Here is a 26,113-nt window from a genome sequence, read left to right on the forward strand (position 1 = left end):
ATGACAATCAAGGTCACACGCACGACACGTCGGGCCGCCGCAACCCGTGCGGCCATCGTCGACGCCGCCGAGGAGCTGCTGGCCTCCGGAGGCCCCGACGCGGTCACCTTGGAAGCCATCGCCGAACGCGCGGATGTCGCCGTGCAGACGGTGTACAACCGCGTGGGCGGCCGCGCGGCCGTTCTCATCGCGGTTGCCGAGCGGGCACTCGAGGACAACCGGACCTACATGGACGACGCCTACGCTGCCCCGGGCACCCCGGTGGAACGCATCAGGGCCGCCTCGGCCGCGTACGTCCGCTTCGCCGCCGAGCGCCCGCACCAGTTCCGCCTGCTGGCCGAGCCGCCGGACGAACCCGCGGCCCTGGAACGGGTCGCCGCGCTCGTCGACGAGCAGAACGCCAAACTCGCCGCCGCCCTGGCCGACGGGGTGGCCGACGGCTCGCTCGCCGCCGACCTCGATCCCGTCACCACCGCCACCGCGTTGTGGGCTGCCATGAACGGCGTTCTCGGCCTCTCCTGGCGCGCGGACCGACTCCGCGCCGACGCCTCCCATTTGACGGAACTCGTCGCAGCTGTGGAAAGGGTGGTTCTCCGCGGACTGCTCGCCCGCTGAAGTCCGCGGATCGCCCCCCTTCCGGGTGGCGGTATCACCCAAGCTGGAGCACGTCTGCACACGCCGCACAGCACCGCCGAGGTGTCCTGGGCGCTCTCCGGGCGTGAACTCACCGTGGAGGCCGTCGTCCCTCCGAACACCACGGCCGACGTCGTCCTGCCGGACGGCAGGGGCGTCATCGAGGTGGGCTCCGGGAGGCACACGTGGACAGTGGCGTTGGGGCACACACGGTTGAGCAGGCACCGTTGTCCCTAGACATGACGATGGGGGAACTCATGGACCGCGAAGATGCGGTCCGTGTCTTCAAGGACTTGCTCGTCTCGTACTTCCCGGAGGCCGCAGAGTTCAACGAGAGCGGCGCCGGAGCTCCGGCAGCCCCGAGCGATCACCTGTCGGACACACCCTGTCGCGAGATCGCACTCGTCCACCAGGAGGGCGACGTTCGGGTCGTCCCGCACGCGGTCGAACAATCGAGCCCACGGGCCTGTCAAGGTCCAGAAAGCTCCCCCTTTCCAGAGGAACCAGACAGGACGCACCGTCGGCCCGCTCGCCGCGATACGAGCGGTGAGCGGCTGCTGCAGGAAAGCGTCCACATCAAAACGCGAAGATTCCACATTGCCAATCTTCTGTTGCTGCCGATCACTTCACCACCGACCTACGACCTACGACCAAAGCCCCAAGCACCCCGAGCCCCCGCAAGAAAAGGGCAAGCCCCTCAAGTGGTCCCGGCGCAGACCAATCCCCGGGGCCACTTGAAGACGTCCCGGGGACACAGGATCTTCATCAACTGGGGCCGCTGGAAGGCGTCACGCCGGGGCCGCTGGACAACGTCACAGCCAGATCAGGGCCTGCTCGGCCCGGCGGCGGCGCTCGAGAAGCCAGTGCGGGAAGTAGCTGCCCTGCCTCAGCTTGGGGACGGCGAGTTCGACGGTCCCAGCGCGGGTGTCCCACTCGCACGGGCGATGGCCATTGCGATGGTTGACGCGTTCCTCGCCTCGGCGAGTCCGGACCTGCTGCGCGCGATGGTCAAGACGTTCACTGACGCGCTCACGTCGGCGGATGCCCTCTGCAATGCCGATACGGCCAGGTCAGTGAGGAGAGAGTCAACCATCGCAACGGATACCGCCCGCGCGAGTGGGACACGAGGGCCGGCACCGTCGAACTGGCCATCCTCAAGCTCAGGAGCGGGAGTTACTTCCCGCACTGGCTGCTTGAACGACGCCGCCGGGCCGAGCAGGCCCTGAACTGGGTGGTCGCCACCGCCTACCTGCTCGGCGTGTCCATCCGCCGAGTCGAGAAGCTCGCCGAGTCCCTCGGCGTCACCCAGCTGTCGAAGTCCCAGGTCAGTGCGATGGCCCGGCACCTGGACGAACAGGTCGCAGCTTTCCGCAATCGGCCTCTGGACCAAGGGCCATATGCGTTCCTCTGGGTGGACGCGCTCACGCAGAAGGTCCGCGAGGGCGGCCGGATCATCAACGTCCACGCGCTGATCGCGGTCGGCGTCAATGCCGACGGACACCGCGAGATCCTCGGCATCGACATCGCCGCTGCCGAGGACGGTGCCGGCTGGCTGGTCTTCCTGCGCTCACTGATCGCCCGCGGCCTGTCCGGCGTCCAGCTGGTCATCTCCGACGCCCACGCCGGCCTGGTCGACGCCATCGGCGCGGTACTGCCCGGAGCATCGTGGCAGCGCTGCCGCACGCGCTGGAGATGTAGGGAAACAAGGTGTCGCTTTCGGCGATGTAGATCGTTGGTCTGGCATGGGGATCAAGGAGGGGGTACGGCAGCAACTTGCCGTGCGTTTCGGCGTGTTGTTGCCGCATCTCAACGAGCGGCAGCGGCGGCTGATGCGGGCGAGGGAGGCGGGACTGCTCGGCCATGGTGGCGTCCGCGCCGTTCGCGCGGGTTGCCGGAGCGAGCGAGACCACCGTCCGCAGGGGCCTCCTCGAGCTGGAGGCGGACTGTGTGCCTCTGGGCGGGGGTCGTGTCCGCACGCGCGGAGGTGGCCGCAAGCGCCTGACGGAGCGTGATCCGCGCCTGCTGTCGGCGCTCATGGCGCTGGACGAGCCGGGACCGAGGCCCGCCGCTACATGGGACTCGACCTGCTGGCCAAGGCCCGCCTCCACCCGATCGAGTCAGAGACCCACGAGACCGACCTGCCCACCGAACTCACCGCATAGCCTCAAAACGAGATCACCGAGTGGCCGTCAATACACCACTCCAGCGGACGTAACCTCCGCCAGACCGAGCGCTCAACATTGAGTCGCTCTCACCGACCACCAAGAGCTTCACGCGCTACCCCTGGGCTGTGCATTATTCCTGCCGTGCATGTGGACGGGAATCATCGCGGGCAGGGACGGTACTCGCTGACGGACGCAGGAAGCAGCCATGTCTGGGGCGTCTGCGTCGAGGCGGACGGGTTGTTCAGGGAACCCGTGCGCGGGACGTACGAACTGTTCGGCTGGGTTCCGGCTGAAGTCGAGGTTTGCGGCTGGGTCGGCAGCCGGGTGTGGCTGGTGCCGGAGGACAGGACGCTCGATGCCTGGCTGCTGGAGGACGCGGAGAGCCTCGGACAGTGCCCGGGAACGGACGGCCTCGTGCTCACCGCTCTGGACGACTACGAGGGCCCGCCCGAGGGACACCGGGCTCCTGTCCGGCTGCACGACGGGTACCGGTGGCTGGGCTCCAGCCGGGAGTTCGCCCGCGTCCTGCCGCCCGAGCAAGTAGAACCTCCGCTGGTCCTGCGGGGGCTCGCCCCGAGTGATCGGCTACGGCGGGCACTGGCTACGGGCACCCGGCGCACGCTGGACCTGGAGGAGGTCTGGCTGGAGATACGGGACGACCGGGGCGAACCGCTCACCGACCGGCTGCTGCGTCCCAAAGCCCGTACGTGGCAGCCGTCCTCCCGCGGGACGGACCTGATTGATCTGGAACTCGACGGATACCTCGCACCCGTACCGGGATACGCCCGGCCTGTCTGGGAGCGCTGGCTTGCCGGCCCGCCGGACGCCCCCGGCGCCTGGGCTGCGCTCGATACCCGCCAGCGCGGGGTCTGGCTCGATCTCGTCCGGGAGCGGGGCTGTCGGCTCAAGCACCAGGACCGGCAGTCCGGGCACGCGTACGAGCTGGACGGCCGGCACATCACGGATGAACCGGGCCTCTACCTGGCACTCGGCGAGGCCGTCAACGGGCCGGGCGGCTATTTCGGCGGCTGCCTGGACGCCCTCGTGGACTGTCTGCGTGGCAATTTCGGCTACACCGCCCCCGCAACCTTGGTCTGGCGGGACGCTGCGACTGCGCGCGAGCACCTGTCCCGCGTCCTGGCGCCGGAGGGTGAGCAATATGACCTGGTCGCCCTGGTGATCGAAGTCCTGACCGAGGGCGGGATGCATGTGACCTTGACGTGAAGTGGCCGAGCTGCCGCGGTAGTGACTCAATGCTGCTGCCGGTCCGTCGGGCTACCTACGCGCCTGATACGGGAGCCCAGCCGGGAGCTGATGCCGATGGAGGGATCAGTCAGCGGCGGACAGCCTGTGCCACCAGTGACCGCACCCGTTCGAGCAGCAGCGTTCGCGGCGTCGTTCGTCGGCGATCGCGAGCACCGCGACCAGCAGTCGGAACGCCTTTCGGCGTTCGTCGCGGGGATCGAGAGAGGCGATCTTCCCCAGTTGATCGTCGATACGACCACGTGTGATCAGCACCGCCGGCGTGTGCGTCGGGCGCAGGCCGGCACGGCGGACGCCCTCCGGTCCGTCCTCGGCGGCGGCGCGTGCCTGGACGCAGTGGTGGCGCAGAAACAGCAGGGCCTTGGACTGCTCCTCTGGGTCGAGTGCGTCGAACCATGCGATGCCCTGTGACATCGGGCGGAGCCCCTGGGCAAGTTCGTTGAGTATGACGTCGCGTTCGGTCACGCCGGTCTCCCATCGGGCAAGCGGCGCTTCGCCGCGGAGTCGAGGTCAGTGGAACCAGGCAACGAGTCGCATATGGTCTGCTCCATGGAGTTCGCTGAGTGTCCGCATCACGCTCCAGACCGGCCCCCAGTCGCTTTCTTCTCCGGCGACCGATTCTCGGCTTCGCGTGCCGGAGCTGTCCGTTTCCTGCCAGTCGCTCGAGGCGAGCTCGGCCCACGTGATCCATGTCGTGCCGTGGGTGTCAGGAGATCCGCCGTACGCGGCGTAATCGGTCCGGAGCACCTCGGACGCGTCGCTCGGAAAGCCGCGACTTTCGGCCAGCGGGCGGAAGCCGAAGTAGTTCCGGATACCGAAGAGGCAGGCGAGGGCGTCGTAGGCGTTGCCATTGTTGAGTAGAAAGCTCGATCATCCCGCTGACTTCGGTAGACATGCAGGCATGCTGCCCGCACGGCCCGTGAGTCGGCACCTGCATTTCCCCCGACCCGCCTCACCAAACGCGCAGGTACCAACTGAAGCGCTCAGCGTGATGTCGCCTGGATGGGGCCGTGGGGTGCGGGGTTATCCCCCATCACGTGCGAGAGCCTCGCGGGCTGACGCCCAGATGCGTTCGAACTCAGCCGCTGTGATTTCGGTGGCGGACTGGGTGTCCTGCCAGCCGTCCAGGCTGCCTTCGGCAAGGACGCCGTACTTGTGCTCGTAGACAGCCATCGCTGTCTGGTCACGCTGATCGCGGAGGCCCAAGACCTCGCTCAGGGCGGCTGCGGTGACGGGCTGCAGGGTGGGGCCTTGCAGGTCGACGTGACGCAGTGCCCAGCTCTCGTTGTCGAGTTCGAAGTAGGAACAGGTGTCGGGCTCGTCATAGTAGGAGCGGATCCATCGGGTGGCGTTGATGTGGGGACTCCTTGGGGGCGGCGGGTCGGGGGACGACTGCGGTGGGGGCCAGAGGTGCTCCTGAGCGTGTGGCAGCGGTGTGCCCGCGTCGTTCTGCCGCGCCAGCGAGTCGGCGTGTTCGATCAACAGTCGTCGCAGTTCAGCGTAGTGGGGCAGAGGGTCGGGCCGGGTGAGCTGGAACCATGTGGTATGGCGCCGGTTCGCCCAGGCGCGTTGGACGTGCTCCGGCTTGCCGGCCTCGATGAGGCGAGGTGCGAAGAGATGTTCGCCCTGAGTGATGCGTGTCCAGATGAAGATCGAGGCGTCCTGGCGCTTGCGTCATCGAGCACCGGCTGGACAGGGCCTGGGGTTGGCGGCAGACGGTTGATGAGGCCCTGCCACTCACCGCGGCTGAGGTGCCAGTGTTCAAGGACGGCGCGGCGGTAGTGGCAGTCGATGAGGGCTGTGCCGGCGGCCAGTTGATCGGCGAGGTTGTGCAGGGCGTCTTCGAAGGCGGCGGGGCCTTGCCAGGACCAGACCCAGCGGCGAGCGTCGCTGGCCGGGTTCAACCACATCCGGCTGGGCGAAATTCCGAGGAACTCGGCGGCTTCCTCCATGGAGCCGCCGGCGACCCAGCGGACAAGCCGGATAGCCGCAGTCCGTCGCAGGATCTTGGCATTCCGAGCTTTCCCAGCACGTGAACTGGCGGGCCCACAGGCTTCTGGAGATCCCATTCCTGGAGGAGGCGTTGATCAGGTCAGCCAGCGTGCTTCCAGGAGCATGTTGGGAGGCATGCAGGAGGGCTGCGCAAACCGCCGCATCGCGTGGTGGTGCCAGCAGGAGGCGGTTGCGTTCGCCGGAGGTGTTACCCGCGGCATGGATGGTGCGGAACTGCCTGTTCACCCGGGCGGCGAGGCCGTCGTCGACGAGGGAACGGGAGTGGGGCAAATGCCGAGCTGACCAGCACGGTCACGAGCCTGAGGTCGGTACCGGTTTCCGCGAAGACCCCGCAGGTGACAGGCCAGCCCGCTACGCTGCCCGCCAACTCAAGCACACAGCCCCGCCAAGTCAACGACTCAGTCGCCAGCTGAAGCGCTCAGTCTCAGCGGTGTGACTGAGTGCTTCAGTTGGCCAGTTGAGAAAGGGCGGCGCGCCCACACCGTCCACCCAGCCGGCCTCGCTGTCAGCGCTCTGTGTCATTATGCGGACGCGTCCCAGGGGAGTGGGCCGCGGTCTGCTGATTGCCAGGGGGTTGGGGATGGGCGCGGGTACGGAGCCGGACGGCTCGTCCAGGTCCGACGAGGAGTGGGAGCGGTTTCTGCGCGAGTCGGTGGCGGGTACCGCCGACGCGCCCAAGGAGCCGTCGGCGCGGGCCCGCGACGTGGCAAAGCGGCTGCGCGCGGAGCCCGGCCGCGGCCTGGAGGGCTGGCGCAGCTACACGCCCCCGCGGCCCAAGCGGCGCACCGGCTGGTACATGGTCGGGCTGCTGGCCTCGCTGGTACTGCTGGTGGTTGTGGCGCTCGCGCCGGGGCGGACAGTGGACCTGTTCGCCGGCGCTGACTCCCCGCCGCTGGCGGCCGAGGACGCCCGCCCGACCCAGGCACCCCCGGCGGAGGCGACCCAACGTCCCACCATGGAGGAGCCGTTCCGCGGCTCGCCGGCGGCGAGCTGGGCGAGCGGAGCGGCGGGGATCACCGTGCCGAAGGCCGGGGCGGTCGGCTGGTTGAGCGCGGTCGAGGTCGAGCGGGCCCTCGCCCGCAGCCGGGATTTCCTCGTCGCGTCCGGCCTGGACCGCGGGGTGCTGCAGGGCGAGCGCCCCGAGAAGGCGATTGCACTGATCAACCCGCACCAGAAGGACGTCCAAGACCTCCTCAAAACCGCTTTCCGAACCCCGAGCGAGAAGAACGACCCCCTCCTCCTCTTCAGCCGCTTCCAGCCCTCCCACACCCGCCTGGTCGGCGACGTCGTGAAGACCCGGGGCCGGCTCACCTACCAGGAGGGCGAGCGCGGCGCGCTCCAGGTGACCGCCGACGTCACCTTCGTCTACCCGGTCACCCGCGCGGACGCGGGCGGCGACGACGAGATCGTGCGCACGATCATCCGGCGCGAGCTGGTCCTGAGCTGGGACGACCCTGACAAGGTGATCACCGAGCCGGGCACGTTCTCGATCGTCTCGTACAAATACGACATGACCAACGGCGGCTGCGGCGCCCCCACGGGCTACTTCACCCCGCCCTTCGGCACCGACCGCCGGGCGGACGAGGCCGGCACGGAGATCGACCCGTACGACCGCAGCGCGCCGGTCGGGCGGGGCAAGTCCACTGGGGACGAGTGCGGGAGGGCGACGCGGTCCTAGCGGACGTTACTCGGTGGCGGCCACCCCAACCCCGAGGGGGATGAACTTCCAGCTGCCGATCCGCTCCCAGCGCCGGCGCCAGGCCGGTCGGCCGAGCACGGCGCGCAGCCGGGCGGCGACGTGCACGAGCGCCAGCCAGCAGACGACGCTGATCGCGACATCGAGCGCGCCGAGTCAGCCCTTTCCGGTACGCAGCACCAGTTGCGCTGGACAGTTCCGCGCTAAACGGCCGAGGGCAATGCTCACTAGTCAGCTAGATGTTCTGTCCACGGAGGTTGGTGACGGACGCCACGGTTGAGTGATCTTGAAATGGGTGAGGGCCCTCTGGCCTGGCGTGGATTGCGACATCTGCACCGGCGACCAGAAAGGCCCTCGTGCCCCACCGTAATGCACCCCTGACCGAGACCGGACGACTGCGGCTGGCCCGCTGCGTCGTGGACGACAACTGGCCCCTGCGGCGGGCCGCGGAACGCTTCCAGGTCTCCGTGAGCACCGCCAAGCGATGGGCCGACCGCTACCGGCAGCATGGCGAGGCGGGCATGGCCGACCGCTCCAGCCGCCCGCATGCCAGCCCACGACGGACCCCGACGCGTACCGAGCGGCGGATCATCAAGGTCCGCGTGCTGCGCCGCTGGGGTCCCGCACGGATCGCGGGCCTGCTACGGCTGGTGCCCTCCACCGTGCACCGGGTGCTGACCCGCTACGGCCTGGCCCGCCTCACATACCTGGACCGGGCCACCGGCCGCGCCATACGCCGCTACGAACGCGCCCGGCCCGGCGAGCTGGTGCATGTGGACATCAAGAAGCTCGGCAACATCCCCGACGGCGGCGGGCACAAGGTCCTGGGCCGCCAGGCAGGCCGCAAGACCCGCTCCGGTGCCGGCTACAGCTACCTGCACACCGCCGTCGACGACCACTCCCGCCTGGCCTACAGCGAGATCCTCACCGACGAGAAGAAGGAGACCGCCGTCGCCTTCTGGGGGCGGGCGCAGGCGTTCTTCCTCTCGTGCGGGGTCGCCGTCGAGCGCGTGCTGACCGACAACGGTTCCTGCTACAAGTCCCGTCTGTGGCGCGATGCCCTGGCCGCAGCCGGGATCACGCACAAGCGCACGCGTGCCTACCGGCCGCAGACCAATGGCAAGGTCGAGCGGTTCAACCGCACTCTGCTCGACGAGTGGGCCTACGCCCGCCCCTACCGCTCAGAGACCGAACGACGCGACGCCTTCCCGGCTGGCTGCACACCTACAATCACCACCGCGGACACACCGCGCTGAAAGGCCAGCCACCCGCCAGCCGCGTTCCCAACCTCACGGGGCAATACAGCTAGAGCACTCAGTCACGATGAGCCGACGCACGATAGTCGTCACCAGCGGGGTCGGGTGAGCTGCGAGAGGGGGGCGCTCGAAGCACCCTAGTTGTCACAAGCGAGGCATCCGACTTGGCACATGACCCCGTTCAGCAGCCCAGCTGTCACCAGAGGCTGCCCCATGGCCCCGCACGACGCTAGCGTCAAGCCCATGATCGTATGGCTCAACGGCACCCACGGCGCAGGCAAGACGACGACCAGCGCGCTCGTCCAACAGCTGATCCCGGACTCACGGGTGTTCGACGCCGAGAAAGTCGGCGAGACACTCATGGACATCAAGCCAGGACTGCCCGCGACGGACAACTTCCAGCACTGGCCGCCATGGCGCCCCCTCGTGGTCGAGACCGCCCGACGCGTCCTCGACTACACCGGCGGAATCCTGGTGATGCCCATGACCGTCCTGGTCGAGCGGTACTGGCGCGAGATCAGCTCGGGCCTTGCCCAGCACGGTATTCCGGTCCGGCACTTCGTCCTGCATGCCGACCAGGACACCCTCCGCGCGCGCATCGCGGGCGACACCGTTCTTGGCCCCAACTCCCCGTTCCGTCTCCAGTACCTTGAGCCCTACGCTGAGGCGGCCCGCACGTGGCTGCACGCCGAGGCCGAGGTCGTCGACACCACGCACCTCACACCCGCCCAGGCTGCCCAGCAGATCGCAGAGGCCGTCAAGGTGTCCTGTCCCAGTGCATCTGGCGGGCAGGGGGGCACTGAGCTGCTGGGCTGCCACGTCGATTGAGCACGCTGACTCGGTGTTCTCAATCGACTTGGCTCTCACGGAAGCGGACTGACTGCAGGACGGACGACTCAGCCGTCTTGGTCTTCGGGCGAAGCTGTCGGTGGTCCCCCTCAGACGGTGCCCTCCTGGCATCCATATGTCAATCCCCTCGCAGCGTGGAGACGATCTATGCGGCCAGTCCCTCGGCGAGGGTGGCTCGGTAGTCACGTTCGTAGTCGATCGGGCTCTTGAACCCGCACACGCTGTGTAGCCGCCTGGCGTTGTAGAAGTCGGTGATCCAGGTGGCGATCTTGATGCGGGCCTCGGTGCGGGTGCGGAAGGCGTGGCGGTGGACATACTCGACTTTGAGGACGCTGTTGAACGCCTCGCTCACGGCGTTGTCGAAACAAGATCCGACTCTGCCCATGGACTGGACAATGCCGAGCTTTCGGCAAGCCCGCTTGAACCGTCGGGAGCAGTACTCGCTGCCCCTGTCCGTGTGCATGATCACGCCGCGCACGTCGCCGCCGCGGGTGGCCGCGGCCATGTTCAGGGACGCGACGACCAGGTCGGCGTCATGACGGGCGGCCATCGCGTAGCCGAGAAGGCGACGGGAAAACAGGTCGATGACCGTCGCCAAGTACAGCTTGCCCTCGCCGGTTTCGATCTCGGTGAGATCGCCCGCCCAGACGAGATCGGGCTCCTCGGCGGTGAAGTCCCGGTGCACGAAGTCTGCGGCAGCCGGCCGCTTGCCCGGCCTCGTCAGCGACCGGCGGCGACGCACCTCCCGTCCGGCCAGCCCGAGTTCGGCCATGACCTTCGCGACCGTGTTCACCGACACTCGCCAGCCTCTGCGTACCAGCTCGATGAACACCTTGGGCGAGCCGTAGGTGCCGCCCGAGCCGTGGAAGATCTCTTCGATCTCCTCGGCCAGCTGCTGGCGGCGCACCTCACGTGCTGTCGGCGGACGATCCCGCCACTTGTAGAACCACGACTCGGACACCCCCAGCGCCCGGCAGGCGGTGCGGTAGGGAATCTTCTGCTCGGCCTTGCAGCTGCTGATCACCCGGACCGCCACGGCCGGGTCCGCCTCAGCTACTTCACCCACAAGGCCACGAATCGCTTGCACACATCACGCTCCATCTCCAGTTCGCGGATGCGCTTGTCCTTCTCCCTGGCCTCGGCCCGCAGCCGCTCCAGCTCATAGCGCTCGCTCTCTCGCAGACGACCGCCGGGTGATGGCTCGGCCACCGGCCGATCCGACGACGGCGACCCGTTGCGCCGCGCCCGCGACACCCAGCTGTGCAACGTCCCCGGGTGGACGCCCAGATAGCCACTTCCGGAATCGGCTTCCCGGTCTCTGTCACGATCCGTACCGCTCCCTCGCGGAACTCGGCGTCGTAGATGCGCTTCCTGGATGCCATGACCCCAACTATCCCTCCGGTCACGGTCTCCACAGTAGGAGGGGAACCTCAATACGCTCCGCACGGTCAGCGACGAAGATCCCGAGAAGCGCCTTGCCCAACGCTCCCGCGATCTTGCAGATCGGGGCCCATGCGGCCGGATCGCCGACCAGACGGCTGACGCCCTTGGTTCGGGCCGGTTGTGGCGGTGTCCGACGCAACCTGAAACGTTGTAGGTACACCCTGGGCCGGAAGCTCTGCAGACTGCCACGTGAGCTTCGGCGACGGAGCGTGTGTCACGAAGTCGTCTTGCTCTCTGCCGTTCACAACACTGCTCGGTAAGGGGAATCACTATGCGTAACTTCAAGAACAGGACTGTGTCCGCTGTGCTGGGTGGTGTCATGGCCGGGGACTCCTCCTCGCGGGAGGGTCACCGGCTGCCGCAGCCTCCTGCAGCGTTACGGCCGGCAATGTGCTGAAGACCTCACCTTCCTGGGTCACCGGATACGGTGCCTGGACCGGCAGCGGCTGCGGTGACATGAAGATCAAGATTCAGCGCAAGGTCCTGGGGGTCTGGTACACCGCGAACAGCGACGGCTGGAACGCCAGCGGCGACAGCTCCGGCAACGTTTCCCTGCCGGCCAGGTGCAGTGGTACTCAGACCTGGCGGGTATGGATCGACGGGGAGAACACCGACAGCAGGACCGGCCCCACCAACCTGCTAGCGCTTCGATCACAGGTTCACCGGGTTGCGTTCTGGTCCGAGCGTCGTGGTGAACCCCGAACGGTTCACCGTGCTGCGTCCAGACGCTCCGCATAGTCGGCAGCGAAGATCTCGGGAAGCGACTTGCCCAACGTCCTCGCAAGCTTGTGGATCGGGGCGCATGCGGCCGGATCGTCGACCAGACGCCTGAGATCCGTCATCTGAACTCGCTCCAGCCAGTCCGATAGGACGAGCGCCTCGTCGGAGGTGAGCTTGATCGTGATCTCAAGTGTTGTCCACGACCGAACTTAGCCGGGCACCTCGCGGAAGTCTCGTTCGCAATAGAGGCAGAACCGCCGGTAGAGGGGGTCCTGGGTTCCGAGGGTGGTGTAGATCCGGGCGAATCGTCGGCTCAGCTCGGCGGTCGTCGCCAAGTAGAGCTCTTTGAGGTCGAGGGCGGTGGTGGGCGGATCGAGGATCAGGTGCGTCAGCACCACGGTCTCGGGGAACGCCGCGAGGTGACTGCGGTCGTCGGCCGAGACCTTCTCGCTGACGGCGAGAGCTTCGATTCGGTCGAGGCGATCGGTCCATTCTTTCCCGAGGTCGATCGGCATTCCTGAGGCGGACCAGTCTTCGACGATTTTCCGCGCCATGTCGAGGGCTTGTCTGATCTGACGGTGACGGCGGGCGAGCTGGTCGAGTCGACGCTGGGCCTCGATGACTTCCGGTAGGACGCCGAGCGGGATGTCGTGAGTAGAGCGGGTCCAGAGTTGATGCCGCGAGCAGAGGTGGAGGTGGGCGGGCGAGAGGGTGATGGCCACAGAAGCGGTGGGGCTTCGGCGGGCGGTGCAGCAGTGGCAGGGGCGGCTGACCAGGTGTTCCGTTCGCCGCCCGGGACCACCACGCGGGTTGAGGGAGTCGGCGAGCGCGGGCAGGGCCCTGGCGAGCTGGGATGTCGTGCGCCCGGAGAGTGTGGCCACGCGTTCAGGCGAGTGGGGAGTCCCGCCGGCTGTGGTGTTGCTGAGCGGGGAGAACTCCGGCGGTAGCGGGCCCAGGAGGCGAGCGAGGAAGCCTGCGGGACGGTTGTTGGCGACGGCCAGGCGGTGGAGATACGACCCGAGGGTCTCGTTGTGGACGGGCCCGAGGGCGATGGGCAGCGGATGGAGTCGGTCAGGCTGCGTCGGCATCCGGCCCCCGGCGGCGGGGCCGCCGCTTGCGGCGGTGTTCCTGGTGAGCGTCCTCGGCTGTCTGGTCGACTTCGATGGGTTCCAGAGTCTTGCGCGTGATGGCCGCGCTGCCGTTGATGATGGCCTCAAGAGCGGCGCCGCGGACGAGTTGGGAGAGGCTGCCGATCGCGCCGTCGGTGCGTTCGTGGAGGTAGCCGTCGAGTTTGAGCAGGCTGCCGGGCTTGTGCCGGTGGAGTCGTAAGGCGTCTTCGAGCGAGGCGACCAGGTTTTGCCGCTGTGCGGTGGTGCCGTAGGCAAACGGTTCGGTGTCGGTGACGGTGTATCGACGAGCGATCTGCTGACGCCGGACCCCGCTGAACAGGCCGCTCGCGGCGACATCGATGCCGGCGAGCACGAAGGTGGCGGGAATGCGTTCGGACAGTACTTGAGCTGGTCGGAGGCTTCGGCTCCGGCCTGGGTGGCGAGGTTGAGGTTGTGGATCTCGTCGACGAGCGCGAGTTCGACCCGCATTTTGATCAGCAGGTCGCAGACGGCGTTGGTGATGGATGCCTGGGTCTCCTGCCGGACGACCGGGAGGCCGAGAACCGGGCGAACTCGATGGCGAGCATCTTCGGGGTGGCCCGGGGCGGGACGGTGACGTAGACGACCGGTAGCCGTCCCGCGGCGGCCGGGCCGAGTCGTTTGCGGACCAGGAGTTCATGGTTGCGGTCGAGCTGGGCGATGGCGGTCGTCTTGCCGGTCCCGGCTTGGCCAGTGACGATCAGCCCGCGGCGGCCGGAGATCTGGTGCCGGTTGAGCAGGACCAGGCGCCGTCCGGTGGTGAACACGTTGCGGACGATGGGGGTGGCCACGATCACGAGCCGGGAGTGGTAGTCCAGCCGGGGCTCGTTGTAGGCGAGCCGCTTCTCTTCGGGCAGGGCCTTGAAGGCCCTCAGCGAGAGCATTGTCGGACAGACCGGAGCGTCGTCGACGAACTGTCGCCAGCCGTCCTTCGTGGTCAGCGGGTTGTGCTCGTCGTCATGGGCGTCGGGCGAAGTCACCACAGCGGATTCCCTTCCTCTTCCAGGGTGTTGAAGACGCCGAACGGGGTGACCGGCACGTCCTCCGGCCCTTCGTTCTCGCTGTCGTCCGCATCGGTGGATCGGGCGGGCGGGAGTGCGGGCCGTGCGGGGGACTCAAGGGCTGCTGCCCGGGTGCGGGCCATGACGTGCTCCGATCCGGCTGGCGGCTTCCCTGACCTGCGCAGCAGCTTGGCCAGGACCTGGGCGATGGCGGTCTCGCTGCTGTCGTCGCGGCCCTGGTCGGCGAGAAGCTGGCGTGCGTGGCGCCAGGTGAAGTCGGCGAACGGAGCCCGGACCATGGGCAGATGGGTCCACGGGACTTCGATCCACCGGCGGCTGTCGCTTCGCCGTACCCAGACGCGGGAGACGTCGTAGGGGTCGTAGTGGACCTCCCACAAATCCTGCTTGCCTGTCACCCCGGACGGCTGCCTCCGCAGCCGGTTGAGCTCAGGGCTGTCGTAGGTGCGGTAGTTGACCTTGATGCCGTAGTCGTTGACGGCCTTCCAGACCGCGGGCAGCAGTTCGATGTAATCCTCCAGTCGATCACGATGGTGTCCGGAACGATGACTGGCTTGGCTGCGGCTTTCTCCAACCGCGCGTCCACCGCCATGAGCCGTTGTTGCGGCAGGATCGAGTCCGACATCGCCAGGGTCTGGCTCCAGCCCGGACGCATCGGCTCGGGAACCAGCATCCTCGCCAGCAGCACTGCGGCGTCGACGCCTTTCGTGCCTGCGGGCCCGAGCAGGGCCGCGCAGATCGTGCGCGTCGCGACATCGACCGCGATCGTGAGTTCCGGGCGGGCCACGACTCCGTCGTCCAGCACCGCCATCACGTCCAGCCGAGTGGAGTCGATCTGTTCTTGGCGAGGCTGTTCACCAGCCGGTAGAAGGTCGCCCGCGTCGGCAGGAGCTTCGCCGCTTCCTCGCCGTGCTTCGCGGCAAGGATCTGCTCGGCCTGCAGCATGAGCCGCTTGCGGTCGCCCGTCGACAGGGTCTGTCTGTCCGGCCAGTGCCCCGGTGACCGCCTCGACGACGCGCTCGTCCGTCCTTCCGGTGCCGGGGATCGGGGCCGGTGGTTTCCGGGACCGGCCGTCCACCAGCCCCCACAACCCCTCGGCCTCGTAGCGCTGCCGCATCCGCAGGAAGGTCCGCTTGCTGATCTGCTGACCGCCGGCCGCCAGCTCGGCGACGTTCGCAGCTTCTCGCTACATCAGCGTCCGCCAGGCCGGGTCGTACTCGGGCCGAGGAGTCGTGCCCTCCGGAGTGTCCGGGGGCAGCCCGGTGAGGACTTCCACCACATGCTGTTCCCAGAACCGGGCCTGCTCGACGGCCGGCGGCGGCAACGCGTCGACCAACGCGAACGGCGGCAGGACTCGTTCCGGGACCGCCTCCGGCCCCCGGCCAAGCACCTCGAAATCGGCGGCCGCCATCACGTAGCCAGCGGATGACGCTGCTATCGCCCTCGTCGCTGAGCAGCCGCAAGGCCGTTCCCTCCAGTCCGATGACCTGCTGGTTCCGGCCCTCGAACCGGATCCGGTCCCCGACCCGCAGAACTCCGCGCGGTGCCAGTTCAGCCATGACTCACCGCGCAGCCGACCATAGAGCCGTCTCCCAGCGGAACCGCCACGTCAAAACGCAGGTCACCGCACCACAGCAGGTGGAAGAGCGTCGGCAGGACGGACAGTGGGTCCCCCACTGCCTCGGCACCGTCCATGAGCAACTGCGGGCCGTCGAAAGCGTCCATGAGCCGTTTCGCGACGTCGCCGACCCGGTTGCGTGGATGCCGATAGCCAGACAGTCAGCGGACATTGGCCATCTCCACCGGATAAGGCTCGTGCACCAGCGCGAAGGACCAGCAGCCCATCTCCTGGCGCATCGCCTCGGTCGCCGAAAACTTCACCGCGTCCTCCGGGCCGACCCGATCCGCCGGCCGGGCATCGACGACCAGGCCCGAGCCGTCCTCCAGCCGTGCGAAGTAGTCCGGCGTATGCGAGATCTGGCGCTTCTCGCCCTGCCATGTCACCCGGAACGGCTGCGAGGCCAGCCCCACCACTCGCCGGTCGTGATCGAGGAGCATGGCCCGGTCCCGCTCCAGCCACGACTCGAACCCCACCAGCGACTCCGTCGTCGCCGCCCAGTACCAGCCCGTGAAGTGCCGCTGCCCGCGGTACGACGTGAACCGCCGCGCCTGGAGCACCGACTCGAACCGAACCCGGGAGACCGCCTCCAGCACGGACTTCCGCAGCCCGCCGCCTTCACCGTCTGCCCACTCGACATCGAGCAGACCCAGATCCATCGCCACCCCGGCTCCGCGTACCTGCCGAGAACGACCGTGACAGGTACCGCGAGAACCAGACCAGGAAAATGAGATCAAACGCCCCGTACGGGGGCAAACATCATCGTTCAGCGCGCGACGCAATGAGAATTCGCCAACCTGAACGAGAAGCAGTGAGAATCCGACAGCTTCAATGCGACAGGACAACAAGAGTTGAGATGACCTTCCGGCGCCGCACCTCGCAGGTGACAACAAGCCTGCCTATGTGACAACTACCGTGCTTCGGCTCACAAGTGCGGGCTCGCGGGCTGTTCGAGGCGCGGCTGCTAGAGCTCGAACTCGAGGTGCTCGATGTCCGTGAAGCGGACCTCCTCCAGCTGGCCGGCGCGGCGGCCGTTGTCCTGGAAGTACACCTCCTTGAGGGCTTCGGCGGCGATCTCCTTGAGCTGCTGTTCGGTGGCTCCCCGCTCCTGGGCGTCGAAGAGGCGGGCGGCGTAGCGGGGCGGCAGGGCGACGGTCAGGTGGCGGATGCGGTCCTGGTCCGTCGATCCGATCGGGGCGGTGTAGCCGAGGCGGGCGCGGGTGTCGATGACGATGCCGTCGGTGGTCGCCGCCTGCTGCTTGGCCTTGGCCCGGATCTGCGGCTGCCAGCGGGCCTTCACCTCGCGGTCCAGGCGCGCGGCCAGGTCCGGGCGGGGCTTTTTGATCTGGTCCCTCACGTACCGCTCCACGGTGCGCTGGGAGATGCGCAGCATCTGGGCGACCGCCTTGGTGCCCTTGAGCTGCTTGACCAGGTAGCGCATCTGCGCGGGCGCGCTCTTGGGTGCCGGGCGGGTGAACGCCTTGTGCACCGCGGCCTCCAGACCGTCCCCGAACAGGCTCATCGCCTACTCCTACTCTCCGTTGTCGACGTCGGTGACGGTGCCGTCCTTGATGTACCGGGCGAGGTTGAGCTCGGGGGCGTTGAACCGGTCGCGGACCTCCTCGCCCCACAGGACGGTCTGGGTGCCCTCGTGTTTGACCAGGCCGGGGTTGATGCCGAGCTTGAAGCCGCCGGGCAGCGGCTTGCCGTCCCGGTAGGGCAGGAAGTCCAGCGGCGAGGGCCCGTCGGCCGCGTAGACGACGCAGTCGGACAGGATCGCGACCGGGTACTGGCCGGTGAACGCCGCGTGCTTGACGATCTTGCGGTGGAGGTTGATGCGGGTGCGGGAGATGACCGCGGCGCGGATGTCCGGCCGCCAGGTGGGGCGGGACAGGGCGCGCCACGGCTCACCGGGCCGCCAGCCCTCCCCGCGCGGGCGTTCGCGCAGCTTGCCCAGGCCGCCCTTGACCGTCGCCTTGATCGCCGAGACGACAACCGCCAGCTCCGGGTCACGGCTCTTGTAGCCATCCATCGCGGCGAGGAAGTCGGCCGGCGCCATGTCCGCGTACACGCCGAGGTCGGCCATCGTGGCGAGGTAGGCGTCCCGCAGGCGGTTGTACCAGCCGTCCAGGTAGCGGCCGTTGTCGTAGCGGGCGTACGCCTCGATCGGCGCGACGTCGTAGCCGAGCTCCACTGCGTACGCCACCGTCGGGGTCGCGTACCAGGCCGGTCCCTCGGGGTGGTCGCCCTTCGGCGTGAACGGGCTGGGCAGCAGACTCGCGTCCAGCTCCGCCCACTTGTCCTTGGCGACCTTCACCTGCGACAGGTCGACGTGGGAGAGGTCCACCAGCCACGAGCCGGGCAGCTTCGGATCGAAGACCGGGTTGTTGACGTGTGCCGGTGCTCCGAGGCCGACGTTCAGGCCGTTGGCTCCGGCGGCGAAGGCCATGTTCACGTCGATGCCGACCAGGTGCCGCAGGGTGCACTCGGCATCGGTCATCGGCCGCGCCCAGTCGTACGCCTCCTCGAACAGCTTCTCCCCGGGGCTGCGGACGTGGAAGCGCGGCAGGTCCGCCAGGAGCGGGTGCCCGTCGGGGGCCTCACACGGCGCGCAGTCCACCGGGTCCTTGCCCAGCGAGCCGGGGTTGTGCTCGGAGTGCCGCTTACCCGTCGCGTCGGGCTCGGAGGCGCGGGTCGGTGGGTGCAGCGCGGTCATCAGCTCCAGGCCGGTCACGGCGGTGGAGCCGCGCGGCGTCATCACCCGGGCCGCGTACACGCCCAGCACGCGGGCGAGCTCCGCCGGCGGAAGCTGCCCGGCCTCGCCCCAGTGCCGGGAGTCGAGCGCGTGCCACGACGGGATGCACAGCTGCACGCAGTTGCGCTCCGAACCCTGCGCCGGGCGGTAGATCCGCGCCCACGGCCCGAACCCTCGCTTGGTCAGCCTCCACTCCGCGCGGACCAGCTGCTTGATGACCTTGTGGCCCTCCTGGATCCGTCCGGCGAGCCGCTCCTCATCCGTGAGCGCGACGGGCAGGCCGTAGCGCTCCAACGCGGTCTCGGTCAGGACGATCAGAGGGTCGGCGTCCTTGCCCGGGCCGGAGAGCTTCGGCTGCCCGAGTCTCGCCTCCTTGAGCGTCCAGTCGACCAGGGCCGGGATGGACTTGGCGGGCACGTCCAGGACCAGGCCGCCGGTGCAGTACGCCAGCACCTGCCCGTCCTCGACGTCGACGACCGCCAGGGGGCCGTTCTCGAACCGCGGATCGGTGCCGCCCGCCGGGGTGCCGGCCGGGGCCGCCTTCCGCGTGGCCGGACGGCGCGACGTGGACGGCCTGGCGGTGCGCGCCGGGCGAGGCGCAGGCGCCGGGGCAGCGGGGGCAGGGCTGGTCTGGGTGTTCACAGTCGTGGCCGCAGCCTCAGAAGTCGGGGCTGTGGTCTCAGTCCGTGCTGCCGCCGCCGGGGTCGCCGGTCCGGTGAACGTCTCCGAGGCGCCGGTGGAGGCGCCGGAGTCATCGGTGGGAGGCGGGTACATCGCGGCCCATCCGTCCAGCAGGTGCTTGTAGGCGGCGAGACGCGGCGGGCGGGGCATGGTGCGGCCGGTTTCCCAGCCGTTGACGGTCTCCCGTTTCGTCTGCAGCGCGACCGCCACCTCCTCCTGGGTCAGGCACGCGGCTTCGCGCAGCCGCTTCCGCTCGGCCGGCGGCGGTAGCAGAGGGCCGCGGGCCAGCAACTCCGCGGCCCGCGCGATCAGTTCCTCTTCCGTGGGCATACGGCGACCTCCTACCCTCACCCTAGCCGAACACCACAGCGACATTCACTTCAACCATAACTTTGAACATCACTTCTTAGCTCACAGATTGAGCGTTCTCCCGAACCATGAGCGACGGGCTTGTCTCTCACTGTCCGGTGTCATCGAACTTTGAGCGCGTGCCATCGAACCTTGACGGATGCGAGTGGGTGTCATCGAAGTTTGATCGCGCTGGTCAGAGCCTGCAGCGGAAGCCACAGCAGACGGCCGCGTAGCGAGAGGCGCGGCGGGCCGGGGCGGGGACGTCATTGTTACGGTCGCTGGATGGCGAACTGGGACCAGGACGGTGTCCGCGCACGGATACGGGAGATGGCCGCACGGGACCCGGAGCGGGAGCGTTTCGGGGCGTGCACGCATCGGTACGTGCTGGCGCCGCAGCTGCCGGAGACGGAGATCCGGGCATTCGAGGAATCCCATGGCATCGCTCTACCCGTGGAGTACCGATCCTTCGTCGCGGAGGTGGGCAACGGCCCGGCCGGGCCCGGGCACGGCATGATGCCATTGACCGTCCTACGCTCGGGGGCCGACGAGGAGTGGGCTGCGGACGACGAGTGGGAGGAAGACCGGTTGCCGGGCCGCCTCGCCGAGCCGTTCCCACTCGACGAACCCCTGCCCGGCCCGATCGGAGCACCCGGCGATCTGACCCGGGGCACGCTCATGCTGGCCGACCAGGGCTGCGGCATCTACATCCGGCTCATCCTGAACGGCCCACACGCAGGAGAAATCTGGCAGATCGATCCGGACTGGGGCGGATGCGTACCGGTGAGCCCCGGCTTCCGATCGTGGTACACCGATTGGCTGGCGAGCCCGTAAACGCTCGTCATGCCGGCCGACCAACCCGCTGCCCTCTGGCGCAGAAAGGATCGCGAGCAAGTTGCCGGAGACAAGTGGCCCACACCACTCAAATTCGGATGCCATACGATCAAGGTTCGATGGCACAGGACAGCTGTGACTGAGCCCGCTCCCTGGTCAGTGAACGCCGCAGTTGGCCACTTCGGCGCTCAGGGTCGCTCACCGAGGAGAAGGTCGCGTGCGGGCGAGACCCTGACGAGCCTGTGGCCGCGCACCCGCTAACGCGGCGCGCAGACGCTCTTCTGGCTCGCGGTCGAGCGCCAGACCGGGCGCGGCGAGGGCTCGAGTGGACTGGCCTTCGGCCTACTCTGGCCCAGGACGGCGGACTGAGGGGAATACGATGACGCCTGATCCGCGAGGTGGCCGACGCCGTGAAACTGCTCGGCGACGTCGTGAAGAGCACGCGGACCATGGTCGAGACGATCAACGACGGCAGGAAGTACCTTCGCGCGAAGCATCCGCAGGCGGAACCGCAATTCGCCGAGCTGCTGGAGCAGATGCAGACCACCGTGGAAGGGCTCGCGGACGTCACCGGCGTGATCAGCCGCTTTCGCTTCACCGTCGGACCGGAGGCGCAATCCGAGCCCAGGCGCTTCAACGACTACGTCATCAGCGAGGACAGGAAGATCGTCGAGCTTAAGGGGCGGATCCGGGAGCTCAAGGGCGATTGTCAACGCATCGCCACGCTCCGAGACGAGCTCAACCAACGTGCCGACAAACCGGATTGGACATCGATGTGGGGACTGCTCGGAGACAGGGGCGCCGAGCGCGCCTCTGAACTCGCCACCGCACTGAGCAACTTCTATGCCGACGACCTCGCCATGATCGGCGCCATCGAGAGGATGCTCGAGCTGGCCGAGCACGCGCTGCAGGACGTGAGCGACGCCCTCGCGCCGCATGGCGTCGCCGATCCCTTCTACGTCCCGACGGCCGGCGCAGTCTTGGCCGTCTACGCCGCCGCGTTCAGCGAGCCGAAGCGCGACCTCGATCGGCTCATCGGCCAGCTCACCGATACTCGTGCCGCGCTAACCTCGCGATCTGCTTGAGGAGCATTTGTGGCCGAACGGTATATGCCAGCTGTAGCCCAGTTGTGAACCAGGTCCGACGATCGGGCCGGACATGACCATCGGGGGACGCATCCGCGCCGCACGCCAAGACATTCTGGCAGCTCCCCACGGGCCACGTCTGCGCGTTGTCTGATGGTCACCAGCGTGGCGGCGCCGGGTCGCCTACGCGTCCACCCCGCAGTCCTGGAGCGACTCAGGGGCACCCAATGGAGAGCTGCCGGCGCCTGGGACGGCATTCATGACTGCGTCGGCATCCTTGCCCCCGAACAGCGCCCTCGTGATCGCCATCTGGTGGTGGATGGACGCATCTTTGCCTTCGGGTGCCTTCGTGATCCGCTGCAGAGCACCGGACGAGATGCGGGTCCACCGCTGCCCCTGGACGTCAACGAGTGACACACCAACGATCTTGTAGTTGAGTTCCACTCTGACCCCGAGCGTGAAAGTCACGGTATGCGCCGGGATGGTCACCCTGGAGCATGGAGGCAGGGCTCCCAGCTCAAGCATGAAGTTGTGCGCCTTCTCGTCTGGCTCAGGCTCTGTGGCGATGCCGACGACGACCTGGTCGACCGGGTCCAAGGAGCGGTGCATTATGAAACCGGTGGTCTTGCCCGGCTCTCCGCGCGGCGCGTCACTGCCGTCAATCTGGGTCCAGGTCGAGACCAGCAGGGCCTGCCGCCGGAGTTCCCGGTCGGTATCCTCGCGTGACTGAGAGAGCTGGTCCCGTGCCGTCTGAACGCTGTAGTAGCTGGTCCAGCCGGCGAAGACCAGACCTCCGGCGGCTGCGAGCGCCGCGATCACCGTGCTGATCTGCATCCAGTCCCTGCGCCGCAGCCCCTGCGCGGCGGGGTCGTCGGCCTGTGCCTGATCCGATGCTCCGTCTTCCGCTGGTCGCGGCCCTTGCCGAGGCTGCCGATCCTGAACCACCCAACCCCCTGATGCGCTCACCTCGGTGCTTCCCCGCCGACTCCGCAAGCAATCTTCCCAGCGGGGCCACTGCAGACCGAAAGGCCGACTCCCGTGCCGCCTCTCCGGATCGCCCGACCGTGGCGGCCTCGAACGTTTACCCCGGTGCTCCTGCACCCCTGCACGCAGGTCTCGGCCTGCAAAGGGCTGGAAACCGCCGCGTCGCACGAAGCGCTTGTGGGGAGATAAGAGCGGTCGTCAACCAAGCGTAAGCAGGGGGTCACGTGGGGTGGAAAGACGCCTTCGGCGAAGCGATGAAGGAACTGGGCGCGATACGGAAGCACCTCGAACGTCTCGATGACCCGACGGTCGGGCTCACCGCACTCCACGGAGACCTCGCGCAGAGCCGCCTGAAGATCCTCGAAGCCGTCCAGGGAGGCGTCACCGGACTGCGCGAGGAGAACCGCGAGGTACGCCGCCGCCAGGATCGGATGATCAGCGACCTGAACGAGACACGGGGCCAGTTGCGGGAATTGCTGGACCTCGCCGACACCCTTCGCTCCCTCGTGCCGGCCGACGCAGCGGACGAGAGGCCAGGCGACAGCACGCAGACGCCTCCCGGAGAGACTGCGCCACCGCCGGAACCCGGCGTGGAGGCTCATGCCTCCGCCGCTCCCGCCGCAGCGCATCCGGCCGCCTCATCCGACACTGAGTCACAGGGGGGAACCATGGAGAACACCGAGCGCCAGCAGCAGCCCGAAGCCGGGAGCCAGGACCAGGACCTCGTTCTCAAGAACGCCATCGAAGCCGCTTACCAGGGCGCCGGCTCCCCCAACGCCCAGCCCCGCGCTGCCACACCACAGACAGCCGCCAGCGCGGAGGACCCGCGGATCACCCACGGCGTCCTGATGCTGAAGGCCGCCGGCGTGGCCTCCGCAGAACTGATCGCACACCGCGACACCTGGGAATGGCTCGCCGCCCTGGCCGTCGACCACAGCCACTTCCGCACCCCGCCCGCGGTCGAGGACTTCAAAGAAGGCCGCGTCCGGACCGTACTGTCCGGACGCTCCCTCATCGCCCTGCTGATCGAGCTGTGGAACACCCGCTCCACCGCCACCCCTCTGCAGGCCGACTGGGCACTGGCCATGACCTCCTACAACCGCATCGCGGCCGAACTCCACGACGTCACCGGGCAAGGCGAGACCATCCGCATCGTCCTGGACGACGGCCTCCCCCACGAAACCGACGACTGACAAATACGGGACGCCCATCGAAGCGCGCACCCGGCCTCGGCTTCGCCGCACGGCCACCGTCGCCGTTCTTGCGCGCCACGACCAGCACGGCGCGCAGCGCCACCCGCGCCAAGCCGACGTCGGGCGCCTCGCCGCTCATGCCGACCCCCAGTGGGTGTGGTCCAGGTCAAGTTCGGAGCGCGGCCGGGTGCACGGCAAGGACGGCTCGGGTCAGGCCCGTACGAGCGGACCGGCGGCGACGAGGGTGTTGTGCGCGGCCCGGGCAACGTCCATGAGCCGGTCCGCGGCCGGCTCGGTCGCGGGCCTCGTGCAGAGTGATGGTGGCATCGACGATCCGGTCGGCGAGCGCCGGGACGTGCGGGGCATTGGTACGTAGCTGGATCTCGGTCAGGGCCTCGACCACGGTTGTGCGCGTGGCTGCCTTGGCCGCCGCCTGCTCCGACTTGGGCGCGCGGGTTTCCGCCTGGCGCAGCTGCTGACGTTGCTGTACCTGCTGGGCGAGTCGCCGAGAGCGGTTGGCTTCGACAGCGTGAGCTGGCCTCGCTTGCAGTGGGTTTCGGCCCCCCTTGGCGATCGTTCGGGCATGATCTGGCAGTGTGTTTGGGCCCCGTCCTCGCGTCGCGGTGTGTGGTTCAGGGGACGGCTGTGCCCGGTGGGGGTATCTATCGACCGGGAGATGTCTGTGATCGTCTGGGTGAACGGTGCATTCGGCAGCGGGAAGAGCACGCTGGTGGATGAACTACGTCCGCGCTGGCCCGAGGCGCTGGTCTATGACCCGGAGATGGTCGGCTATGTGCTGCGCGAGATCGTGGAGGTCCCGACCGGCGATTTCCAGGACCTGCGGCTGTGGAGGCGGCAGGTCGCGGACCTGGCCGTGGGACTTGTCGAGGAGTATCAGCGGCCCGTTGTGGTTCCCATGACGCTGGTCAATCCCGGCTATGTCGAGGAGATCTTCGGTGTGCTGAAGGGCGCGGGAATCGCTGTTCACCACTTCTTCCTCAAGGTCTCCAAGGATGTGCTGGTGAAGCGGATCGACGGGCGGAGCTTCACGCCCGACGATCCCGCGCAGGATGAGCGGGTGCGCGGGTGGTGCAAGTCCAAGATCGAGTCGTGTGTGGCAGCCGTGGACACGCTGCCCAATGGCACCGTGGTCCTGGACGGCGAGCTGAGCCCGCCGGAGTTGGCCGACGACGTGTTGGCCCGCGTCGGCGCGGACCGCTCGACTGAACGCTGAGAACGGACAGCGCGGATCCTGAGCGTCAACTGGTGGACCAGGCGCGCAGCTGCGCGGCGGCTTCCTGGACGCGGGCGTCCACGTTCTCGCTGCGCGTAAAGAGTGCGAGGGCTTCTCGCCTATACCGCGACAACGCCGCCTTCATGGCCGACGCCCCACGGATGCCGCCCAGTGAGCACTCCCGGCAGGGGCCTTGCTGGGGGTGCTCACTGGGACACAGGATCAGCGGGCCGTCCGCCCCTTGGTCAGTCGGTGGTCAGTGGTCCAGAACTTGGCGGCGGTGGAGGTGCCGGCCTTCACCCAGGAGTTCTTCTTTCCTCATGACAGCCATTGTCAGTGGCCGCTGCGATGATCACCGCACGTCGACGCGAGGAGATCACCATGGGGACTTGGGATATCGGTCCTTTCGAGAACGACATGGCCGCGGACTTTGCCTACACCCTGGATGAGACGGCCCCGGACAAGCGCGAGGGCCTCGTGCAGGCGACGCTCAGCCGCACCATCCAGGCCCGGGAGTACCTCGAAAGCCCAGAGGGCGCAGAGGCTGTCGCAGCTGCCGCTCTCATCGCGGCACAGTGCCCGGGCGGTGAACCGATCAGTACAAGCTACGGGCCCGAGGAAGCCCTTCCGGCTTTCGCCGACAATCTTCGGCCGCTTGCTGTCGAGGCACTCGACCGAGTGGTCACCGAGAAGTCCGAGCTCGCCGAACTCTGGGACGAGACACCCAGTGGCCCGAACTGGCGGCAGAGCATCAGCCGCCTTCGCGCCGTCCTCGCACCCGAATCCGATCCTCAGGACGACGTACTGTTCGATATTTAGTACTCCAGTCGCAATTCGCTATCGCCGCTGGTCAGGACTGGGTTTGTGAGTGTACTCGGCTGATGTGCCGTCAGTTTGCGGAAGTTCGTGACCTCGGGTGCGGCGTTGGTAGTGGCAGCGTCTGGCGATGGCTGGTGGCGCCTGCGCCAGTGGGACCAGCGCATCACGTGGCCGGTGCGCCAGCGGTGTGTCGGCGAGGGGCGGCCAACTGCCAGGAGTCGCCGGATTTCTGCCACGGTGAGCGGTGCGAGAGCGTCGGAACGGTCACGTCCGCTGGAGTGGTGTATCGACGGCCACTCGGTGATCTCGTCTTTGAGGCTATGCAGTGAGTTCGGTCGGGATGGTGGGTTCGTCGGT

Annotated in this window: 26 protein-coding genes and 5 pseudogenes; 13 read left to right on the top strand and 18 right to left on the bottom strand. The window is 68.0% G+C overall.

Features of this window, described 5'->3' with window-relative positions:
• Both ACH5AC_RS36225 and ACH5AC_RS36230 read left to right on the top strand, forming a co-directional pair.
• Positions 1-615: a TetR/AcrR family transcriptional regulator gene (locus ACH5AC_RS36225; RefSeq protein WP_398866598.1), complete on the top strand. Its 615-nt coding sequence runs from the start codon at positions 1-3 to the stop codon at positions 613-615.
• A 9-nt stretch (positions 616-624) separates the two neighbouring features.
• On the top strand, positions 625-870 hold the full coding sequence (locus ACH5AC_RS36230; protein WP_398866622.1) for an alpha-L-rhamnosidase C-terminal domain-containing protein: 246 nt from the start codon (positions 625-627) through the stop codon (positions 868-870).
• 119 nt (positions 871-989) lie between these two features.
• Here the strand turns inward: ACH5AC_RS36230 and ACH5AC_RS36235 are convergent.
• Together ACH5AC_RS36235 and ACH5AC_RS36240 are read right to left on the bottom strand one after the other, a co-directional pair.
• A pseudogene (locus ACH5AC_RS36235) lies at positions 990-1,208 on the bottom strand (pyridoxamine 5'-phosphate oxidase family protein); the annotation flags it as partial.
• Between the two features lie 249 nt (positions 1,209-1,457).
• Positions 1,458-1,604 (bottom strand): annotated as a pseudogene (locus ACH5AC_RS36240) (transposase); the annotation flags it as partial.
• On the opposite strand from ACH5AC_RS36240, the pseudogene ACH5AC_RS36245 reads away from it, so the two are divergent.
• The 3 genes and pseudogenes from ACH5AC_RS36245 to ACH5AC_RS36255 form a co-directional block, all read left to right on the top strand.
• Positions 1,578-2,323: pseudogene (locus ACH5AC_RS36245) on the top strand (IS256 family transposase); the annotation flags it as partial. The pseudogenes ACH5AC_RS36240 and ACH5AC_RS36245 overlap by 27 nt on opposite strands.
• 52 nt (positions 2,324-2,375) lie before the next feature.
• Positions 2,376-2,694, top strand: a pseudogene (locus tag ACH5AC_RS36250) (ISAzo13 family transposase); the annotation flags it as partial.
• Between the two features lie 245 nt (positions 2,695-2,939).
• Complete coding sequence (locus tag ACH5AC_RS36255) at positions 2,940-4,022, top strand: barstar family protein (protein WP_398866599.1); 1,083 nt, start codon at positions 2,940-2,942, stop codon at positions 4,020-4,022.
• Positions 4,023-4,127: 105 nt separating this feature from the next.
• On the opposite strand, the gene ACH5AC_RS36260 is transcribed toward ACH5AC_RS36255, so the two are convergent.
• Both ACH5AC_RS36260 and ACH5AC_RS36265 read right to left on the bottom strand, forming a co-directional pair.
• On the bottom strand, positions 4,128-4,526 hold the full coding sequence (locus tag ACH5AC_RS36260) for a DUF5958 family protein (RefSeq protein WP_398866600.1): 399 nt from the start codon (positions 4,524-4,526) through the stop codon (positions 4,128-4,130).
• A 558-nt stretch (positions 4,527-5,084) separates the two neighbouring features.
• Positions 5,085-5,543 carry a hypothetical protein gene (locus ACH5AC_RS36265; protein WP_398866601.1) on the bottom strand — a complete coding sequence of 153 codons (459 nt, stop codon included), beginning with the start codon at positions 5,541-5,543 and terminating at the stop codon, positions 5,085-5,087.
• A 1,111-nt stretch (positions 5,544-6,654) separates the two neighbouring features.
• Between ACH5AC_RS36265 and ACH5AC_RS36270 the strand changes: the two genes are divergently transcribed.
• From ACH5AC_RS36270 to ACH5AC_RS36280, 3 genes and pseudogenes are all read left to right on the top strand, one after another.
• Complete coding sequence (locus tag ACH5AC_RS36270; protein ID WP_398866602.1) at positions 6,655-7,752, top strand: hypothetical protein; 1,098 nt, start codon at positions 6,655-6,657, stop codon at positions 7,750-7,752.
• 374 nt (positions 7,753-8,126) lie between these two features.
• Positions 8,127-9,079, top strand: a pseudogene (locus tag ACH5AC_RS36275) (IS481 family transposase).
• Between the two features lie 190 nt (positions 9,080-9,269).
• The gene (locus ACH5AC_RS36280; RefSeq protein ID WP_398866604.1) at positions 9,270-9,854 is read left to right on the top strand and encodes an AAA family ATPase; all 585 of its coding nucleotides are present in this window, start codon (positions 9,270-9,272) and stop codon (positions 9,852-9,854) included.
• A 166-nt stretch (positions 9,855-10,020) separates the two neighbouring features.
• On the opposite strand, the gene ACH5AC_RS36285 is transcribed toward ACH5AC_RS36280, so the two are convergent.
• From ACH5AC_RS36285 to tap, 13 genes are all read right to left on the bottom strand, one after another.
• On the bottom strand, positions 10,021-10,941 hold the full coding sequence (locus ACH5AC_RS36285; protein WP_398866605.1) for an IS3 family transposase: 921 nt from the start codon (positions 10,939-10,941) through the stop codon (positions 10,021-10,023).
• The gene (locus ACH5AC_RS36290; protein WP_398866606.1) at positions 10,929-11,084 is read right to left on the bottom strand and encodes a hypothetical protein; all 156 of its coding nucleotides are present in this window, start codon (positions 11,082-11,084) and stop codon (positions 10,929-10,931) included. Before ACH5AC_RS36290 ends, ACH5AC_RS36285 begins: the two co-directional genes overlap by 13 nt.
• 1,163 nt (positions 11,085-12,247) lie before the next feature.
• A complete protein-coding gene (locus ACH5AC_RS36295) occupies positions 12,248-12,760 on the bottom strand; it encodes a hypothetical protein (RefSeq protein WP_398866607.1) in 513 nt (170 codons plus the stop codon).
• Positions 12,761-13,109: 349 nt separating this feature from the next.
• Positions 13,110-13,520 carry a hypothetical protein gene (locus tag ACH5AC_RS36300; protein ID WP_398866608.1) on the bottom strand — a complete coding sequence of 137 codons (411 nt, stop codon included), beginning with the start codon at positions 13,518-13,520 and terminating at the stop codon, positions 13,110-13,112.
• Between the two features lie 121 nt (positions 13,521-13,641).
• Positions 13,642-14,166: an ATP-binding protein gene (locus tag ACH5AC_RS36305; protein WP_398866609.1), complete on the bottom strand. Its 525-nt coding sequence runs from the start codon at positions 14,164-14,166 to the stop codon at positions 13,642-13,644.
• Positions 14,163-14,714 carry a Mu transposase C-terminal domain-containing protein gene (locus tag ACH5AC_RS36310; protein ID WP_398866623.1) on the bottom strand — a complete coding sequence of 184 codons (552 nt, stop codon included), beginning with the start codon at positions 14,712-14,714 and terminating at the stop codon, positions 14,163-14,165. The genes ACH5AC_RS36305 and ACH5AC_RS36310 overlap by 4 nt, the downstream gene beginning before the upstream one ends.
• Positions 14,600-15,016: a hypothetical protein gene (locus ACH5AC_RS36315; protein ID WP_398866610.1), complete on the bottom strand. Its 417-nt coding sequence runs from the start codon at positions 15,014-15,016 to the stop codon at positions 14,600-14,602. The genes ACH5AC_RS36310 and ACH5AC_RS36315 overlap by 115 nt, the downstream gene beginning before the upstream one ends.
• Positions 15,016-15,150, bottom strand: a complete 135-nt coding sequence (locus ACH5AC_RS36320) for a hypothetical protein (RefSeq protein ID WP_398866611.1) — start codon at positions 15,148-15,150, stop codon at positions 15,016-15,018. The genes ACH5AC_RS36315 and ACH5AC_RS36320 overlap by 1 nt, the downstream gene beginning before the upstream one ends.
• 241 nt (positions 15,151-15,391) lie before the next feature.
• Entirely contained in the window at positions 15,392-15,616 is a 225-nt protein-coding gene (locus ACH5AC_RS36325) for a hypothetical protein (protein ID WP_398866612.1), read from the bottom strand.
• A 140-nt stretch (positions 15,617-15,756) separates the two neighbouring features.
• Positions 15,757-15,930: a hypothetical protein gene (locus tag ACH5AC_RS36330; protein WP_398866613.1), complete on the bottom strand. Its 174-nt coding sequence runs from the start codon at positions 15,928-15,930 to the stop codon at positions 15,757-15,759.
• Positions 15,931-15,984: 54 nt separating this feature from the next.
• A complete protein-coding gene (locus ACH5AC_RS36335) occupies positions 15,985-16,482 on the bottom strand; it encodes a TnsA-like heteromeric transposase endonuclease subunit (protein WP_398866624.1) in 498 nt (165 codons plus the stop codon).
• A 305-nt stretch (positions 16,483-16,787) separates the two neighbouring features.
• A complete protein-coding gene (tpg, locus tag ACH5AC_RS36340) occupies positions 16,788-17,345 on the bottom strand; it encodes a telomere-protecting terminal protein Tpg (protein ID WP_398866614.1) in 558 nt (185 codons plus the stop codon).
• 9 nt (positions 17,346-17,354) lie between these two features.
• Positions 17,355-19,589 carry a telomere-associated protein Tap gene (tap, locus tag ACH5AC_RS36345; protein WP_398866615.1) on the bottom strand — a complete coding sequence of 745 codons (2,235 nt, stop codon included), beginning with the start codon at positions 19,587-19,589 and terminating at the stop codon, positions 17,355-17,357.
• 303 nt (positions 19,590-19,892) lie between these two features.
• Between tap and ACH5AC_RS36350 the strand changes: the two genes are divergently transcribed.
• Together ACH5AC_RS36350 and ACH5AC_RS36355 are read left to right on the top strand one after the other, a co-directional pair.
• Positions 19,893-20,441 carry an SMI1/KNR4 family protein gene (locus tag ACH5AC_RS36350; protein WP_398866617.1) on the top strand — a complete coding sequence of 183 codons (549 nt, stop codon included), beginning with the start codon at positions 19,893-19,895 and terminating at the stop codon, positions 20,439-20,441.
• Between the two features lie 398 nt (positions 20,442-20,839).
• Positions 20,840-21,526, top strand: a complete 687-nt coding sequence (locus ACH5AC_RS36355) for a hypothetical protein (protein WP_398866618.1) — start codon at positions 20,840-20,842, stop codon at positions 21,524-21,526.
• Positions 21,527-21,709: 183 nt separating this feature from the next.
• Here the strand turns inward: ACH5AC_RS36355 and ACH5AC_RS36360 are convergent, their stop codons facing one another.
• Positions 21,710-22,360 (bottom strand): hypothetical protein, encoded by a 651-nt coding sequence (locus ACH5AC_RS36360; protein WP_398866619.1) that lies wholly within the window; start codon positions 22,358-22,360, stop codon positions 21,710-21,712.
• A 374-nt stretch (positions 22,361-22,734) separates the two neighbouring features.
• On the opposite strand from ACH5AC_RS36360, the gene ACH5AC_RS36365 reads away from it, so the two are divergent.
• The 3 genes from ACH5AC_RS36365 (at position 22,735) to ACH5AC_RS36375 (ending at position 25,756) form a co-directional block, all read left to right on the top strand.
• Positions 22,735-23,703, top strand: a complete 969-nt coding sequence (locus ACH5AC_RS36365) for a hypothetical protein (RefSeq protein WP_398866620.1) — start codon at positions 22,735-22,737, stop codon at positions 23,701-23,703.
• Between the two features lie 682 nt (positions 23,704-24,385).
• The gene (locus tag ACH5AC_RS36370) at positions 24,386-24,937 is read left to right on the top strand and encodes an AAA family ATPase (RefSeq protein ID WP_398866625.1); all 552 of its coding nucleotides are present in this window, start codon (positions 24,386-24,388) and stop codon (positions 24,935-24,937) included.
• Positions 24,938-25,273: 336 nt separating this feature from the next.
• The gene (locus ACH5AC_RS36375; RefSeq protein ID WP_398866621.1) at positions 25,274-25,756 is read left to right on the top strand and encodes a DUF4259 domain-containing protein; all 483 of its coding nucleotides are present in this window, start codon (positions 25,274-25,276) and stop codon (positions 25,754-25,756) included.
• Positions 25,757-26,113 lie beyond the last annotated feature (357 nt).

The sequence above is a fragment of the Streptomyces sp. NPDC018693 genome, from assembly GCF_044391385.1.
Classification (GTDB): Bacteria; Actinomycetota; Actinomycetes; order Streptomycetales; family Streptomycetaceae; genus Streptomyces.

What these genes read in the sequence shown, in the direction of transcription:
- ACH5AC_RS36225 (WP_398866598.1), top strand. Translation starts at nt 1, where the DNA reads ATGACAATCAAGGTCACACGCACGACACGTCGGGCCGCCGCAACCCGT.
- ACH5AC_RS36270 (WP_398866602.1), top strand. Translation starts at nt 6,655, where the DNA reads ATGGGCGCGGGTACGGAGCCGGACGGCTCGTCCAGGTCCGACGAGGAG.
- ACH5AC_RS36280 (WP_398866604.1), top strand. Translation starts at nt 9,270, where the DNA reads ATGATCGTATGGCTCAACGGCACCCACGGCGCAGGCAAGACGACGACC.
- ACH5AC_RS36315 (WP_398866610.1), bottom strand. Translation starts at nt 15,016, where the DNA reads ATGGCGGTGCTGGACGACGGAGTCGTGGCCCGCCCGGAACTCACGATC.
- ACH5AC_RS36320 (WP_398866611.1), bottom strand. Translation starts at nt 15,150, where the DNA reads ATGCTGCAGGCCGAGCAGATCCTTGCCGCGAAGCACGGCGAGGAAGCG.
- ACH5AC_RS36325 (WP_398866612.1), bottom strand. Translation starts at nt 15,616, where the DNA reads ATGGCGGCCGCCGATTTCGAGGTGCTTGGCCGGGGGCCGGAGGCGGTC.
- ACH5AC_RS36330 (WP_398866613.1), bottom strand. Translation starts at nt 15,930, where the DNA reads ATGGACGCTTTCGACGGCCCGCAGTTGCTCATGGACGGTGCCGAGGCA.
- ACH5AC_RS36335 (WP_398866624.1), bottom strand. Translation starts at nt 16,482, where the DNA reads ATGGATCTGGGTCTGCTCGATGTCGAGTGGGCAGACGGTGAAGGCGGC.
- tpg (WP_398866614.1), bottom strand. Translation starts at nt 17,345, where the DNA reads ATGAGCCTGTTCGGGGACGGTCTGGAGGCCGCGGTGCACAAGGCGTTC.
- tap (WP_398866615.1), bottom strand. Translation starts at nt 19,589, where the DNA reads ATGCCCACGGAAGAGGAACTGATCGCGCGGGCCGCGGAGTTGCTGGCC.
- ACH5AC_RS36350 (WP_398866617.1), top strand. Translation starts at nt 19,893, where the DNA reads ATGGCGAACTGGGACCAGGACGGTGTCCGCGCACGGATACGGGAGATG.
- ACH5AC_RS36360 (WP_398866619.1), bottom strand. Translation starts at nt 22,360, where the DNA reads ATGCAGATCAGCACGGTGATCGCGGCGCTCGCAGCCGCCGGAGGTCTG.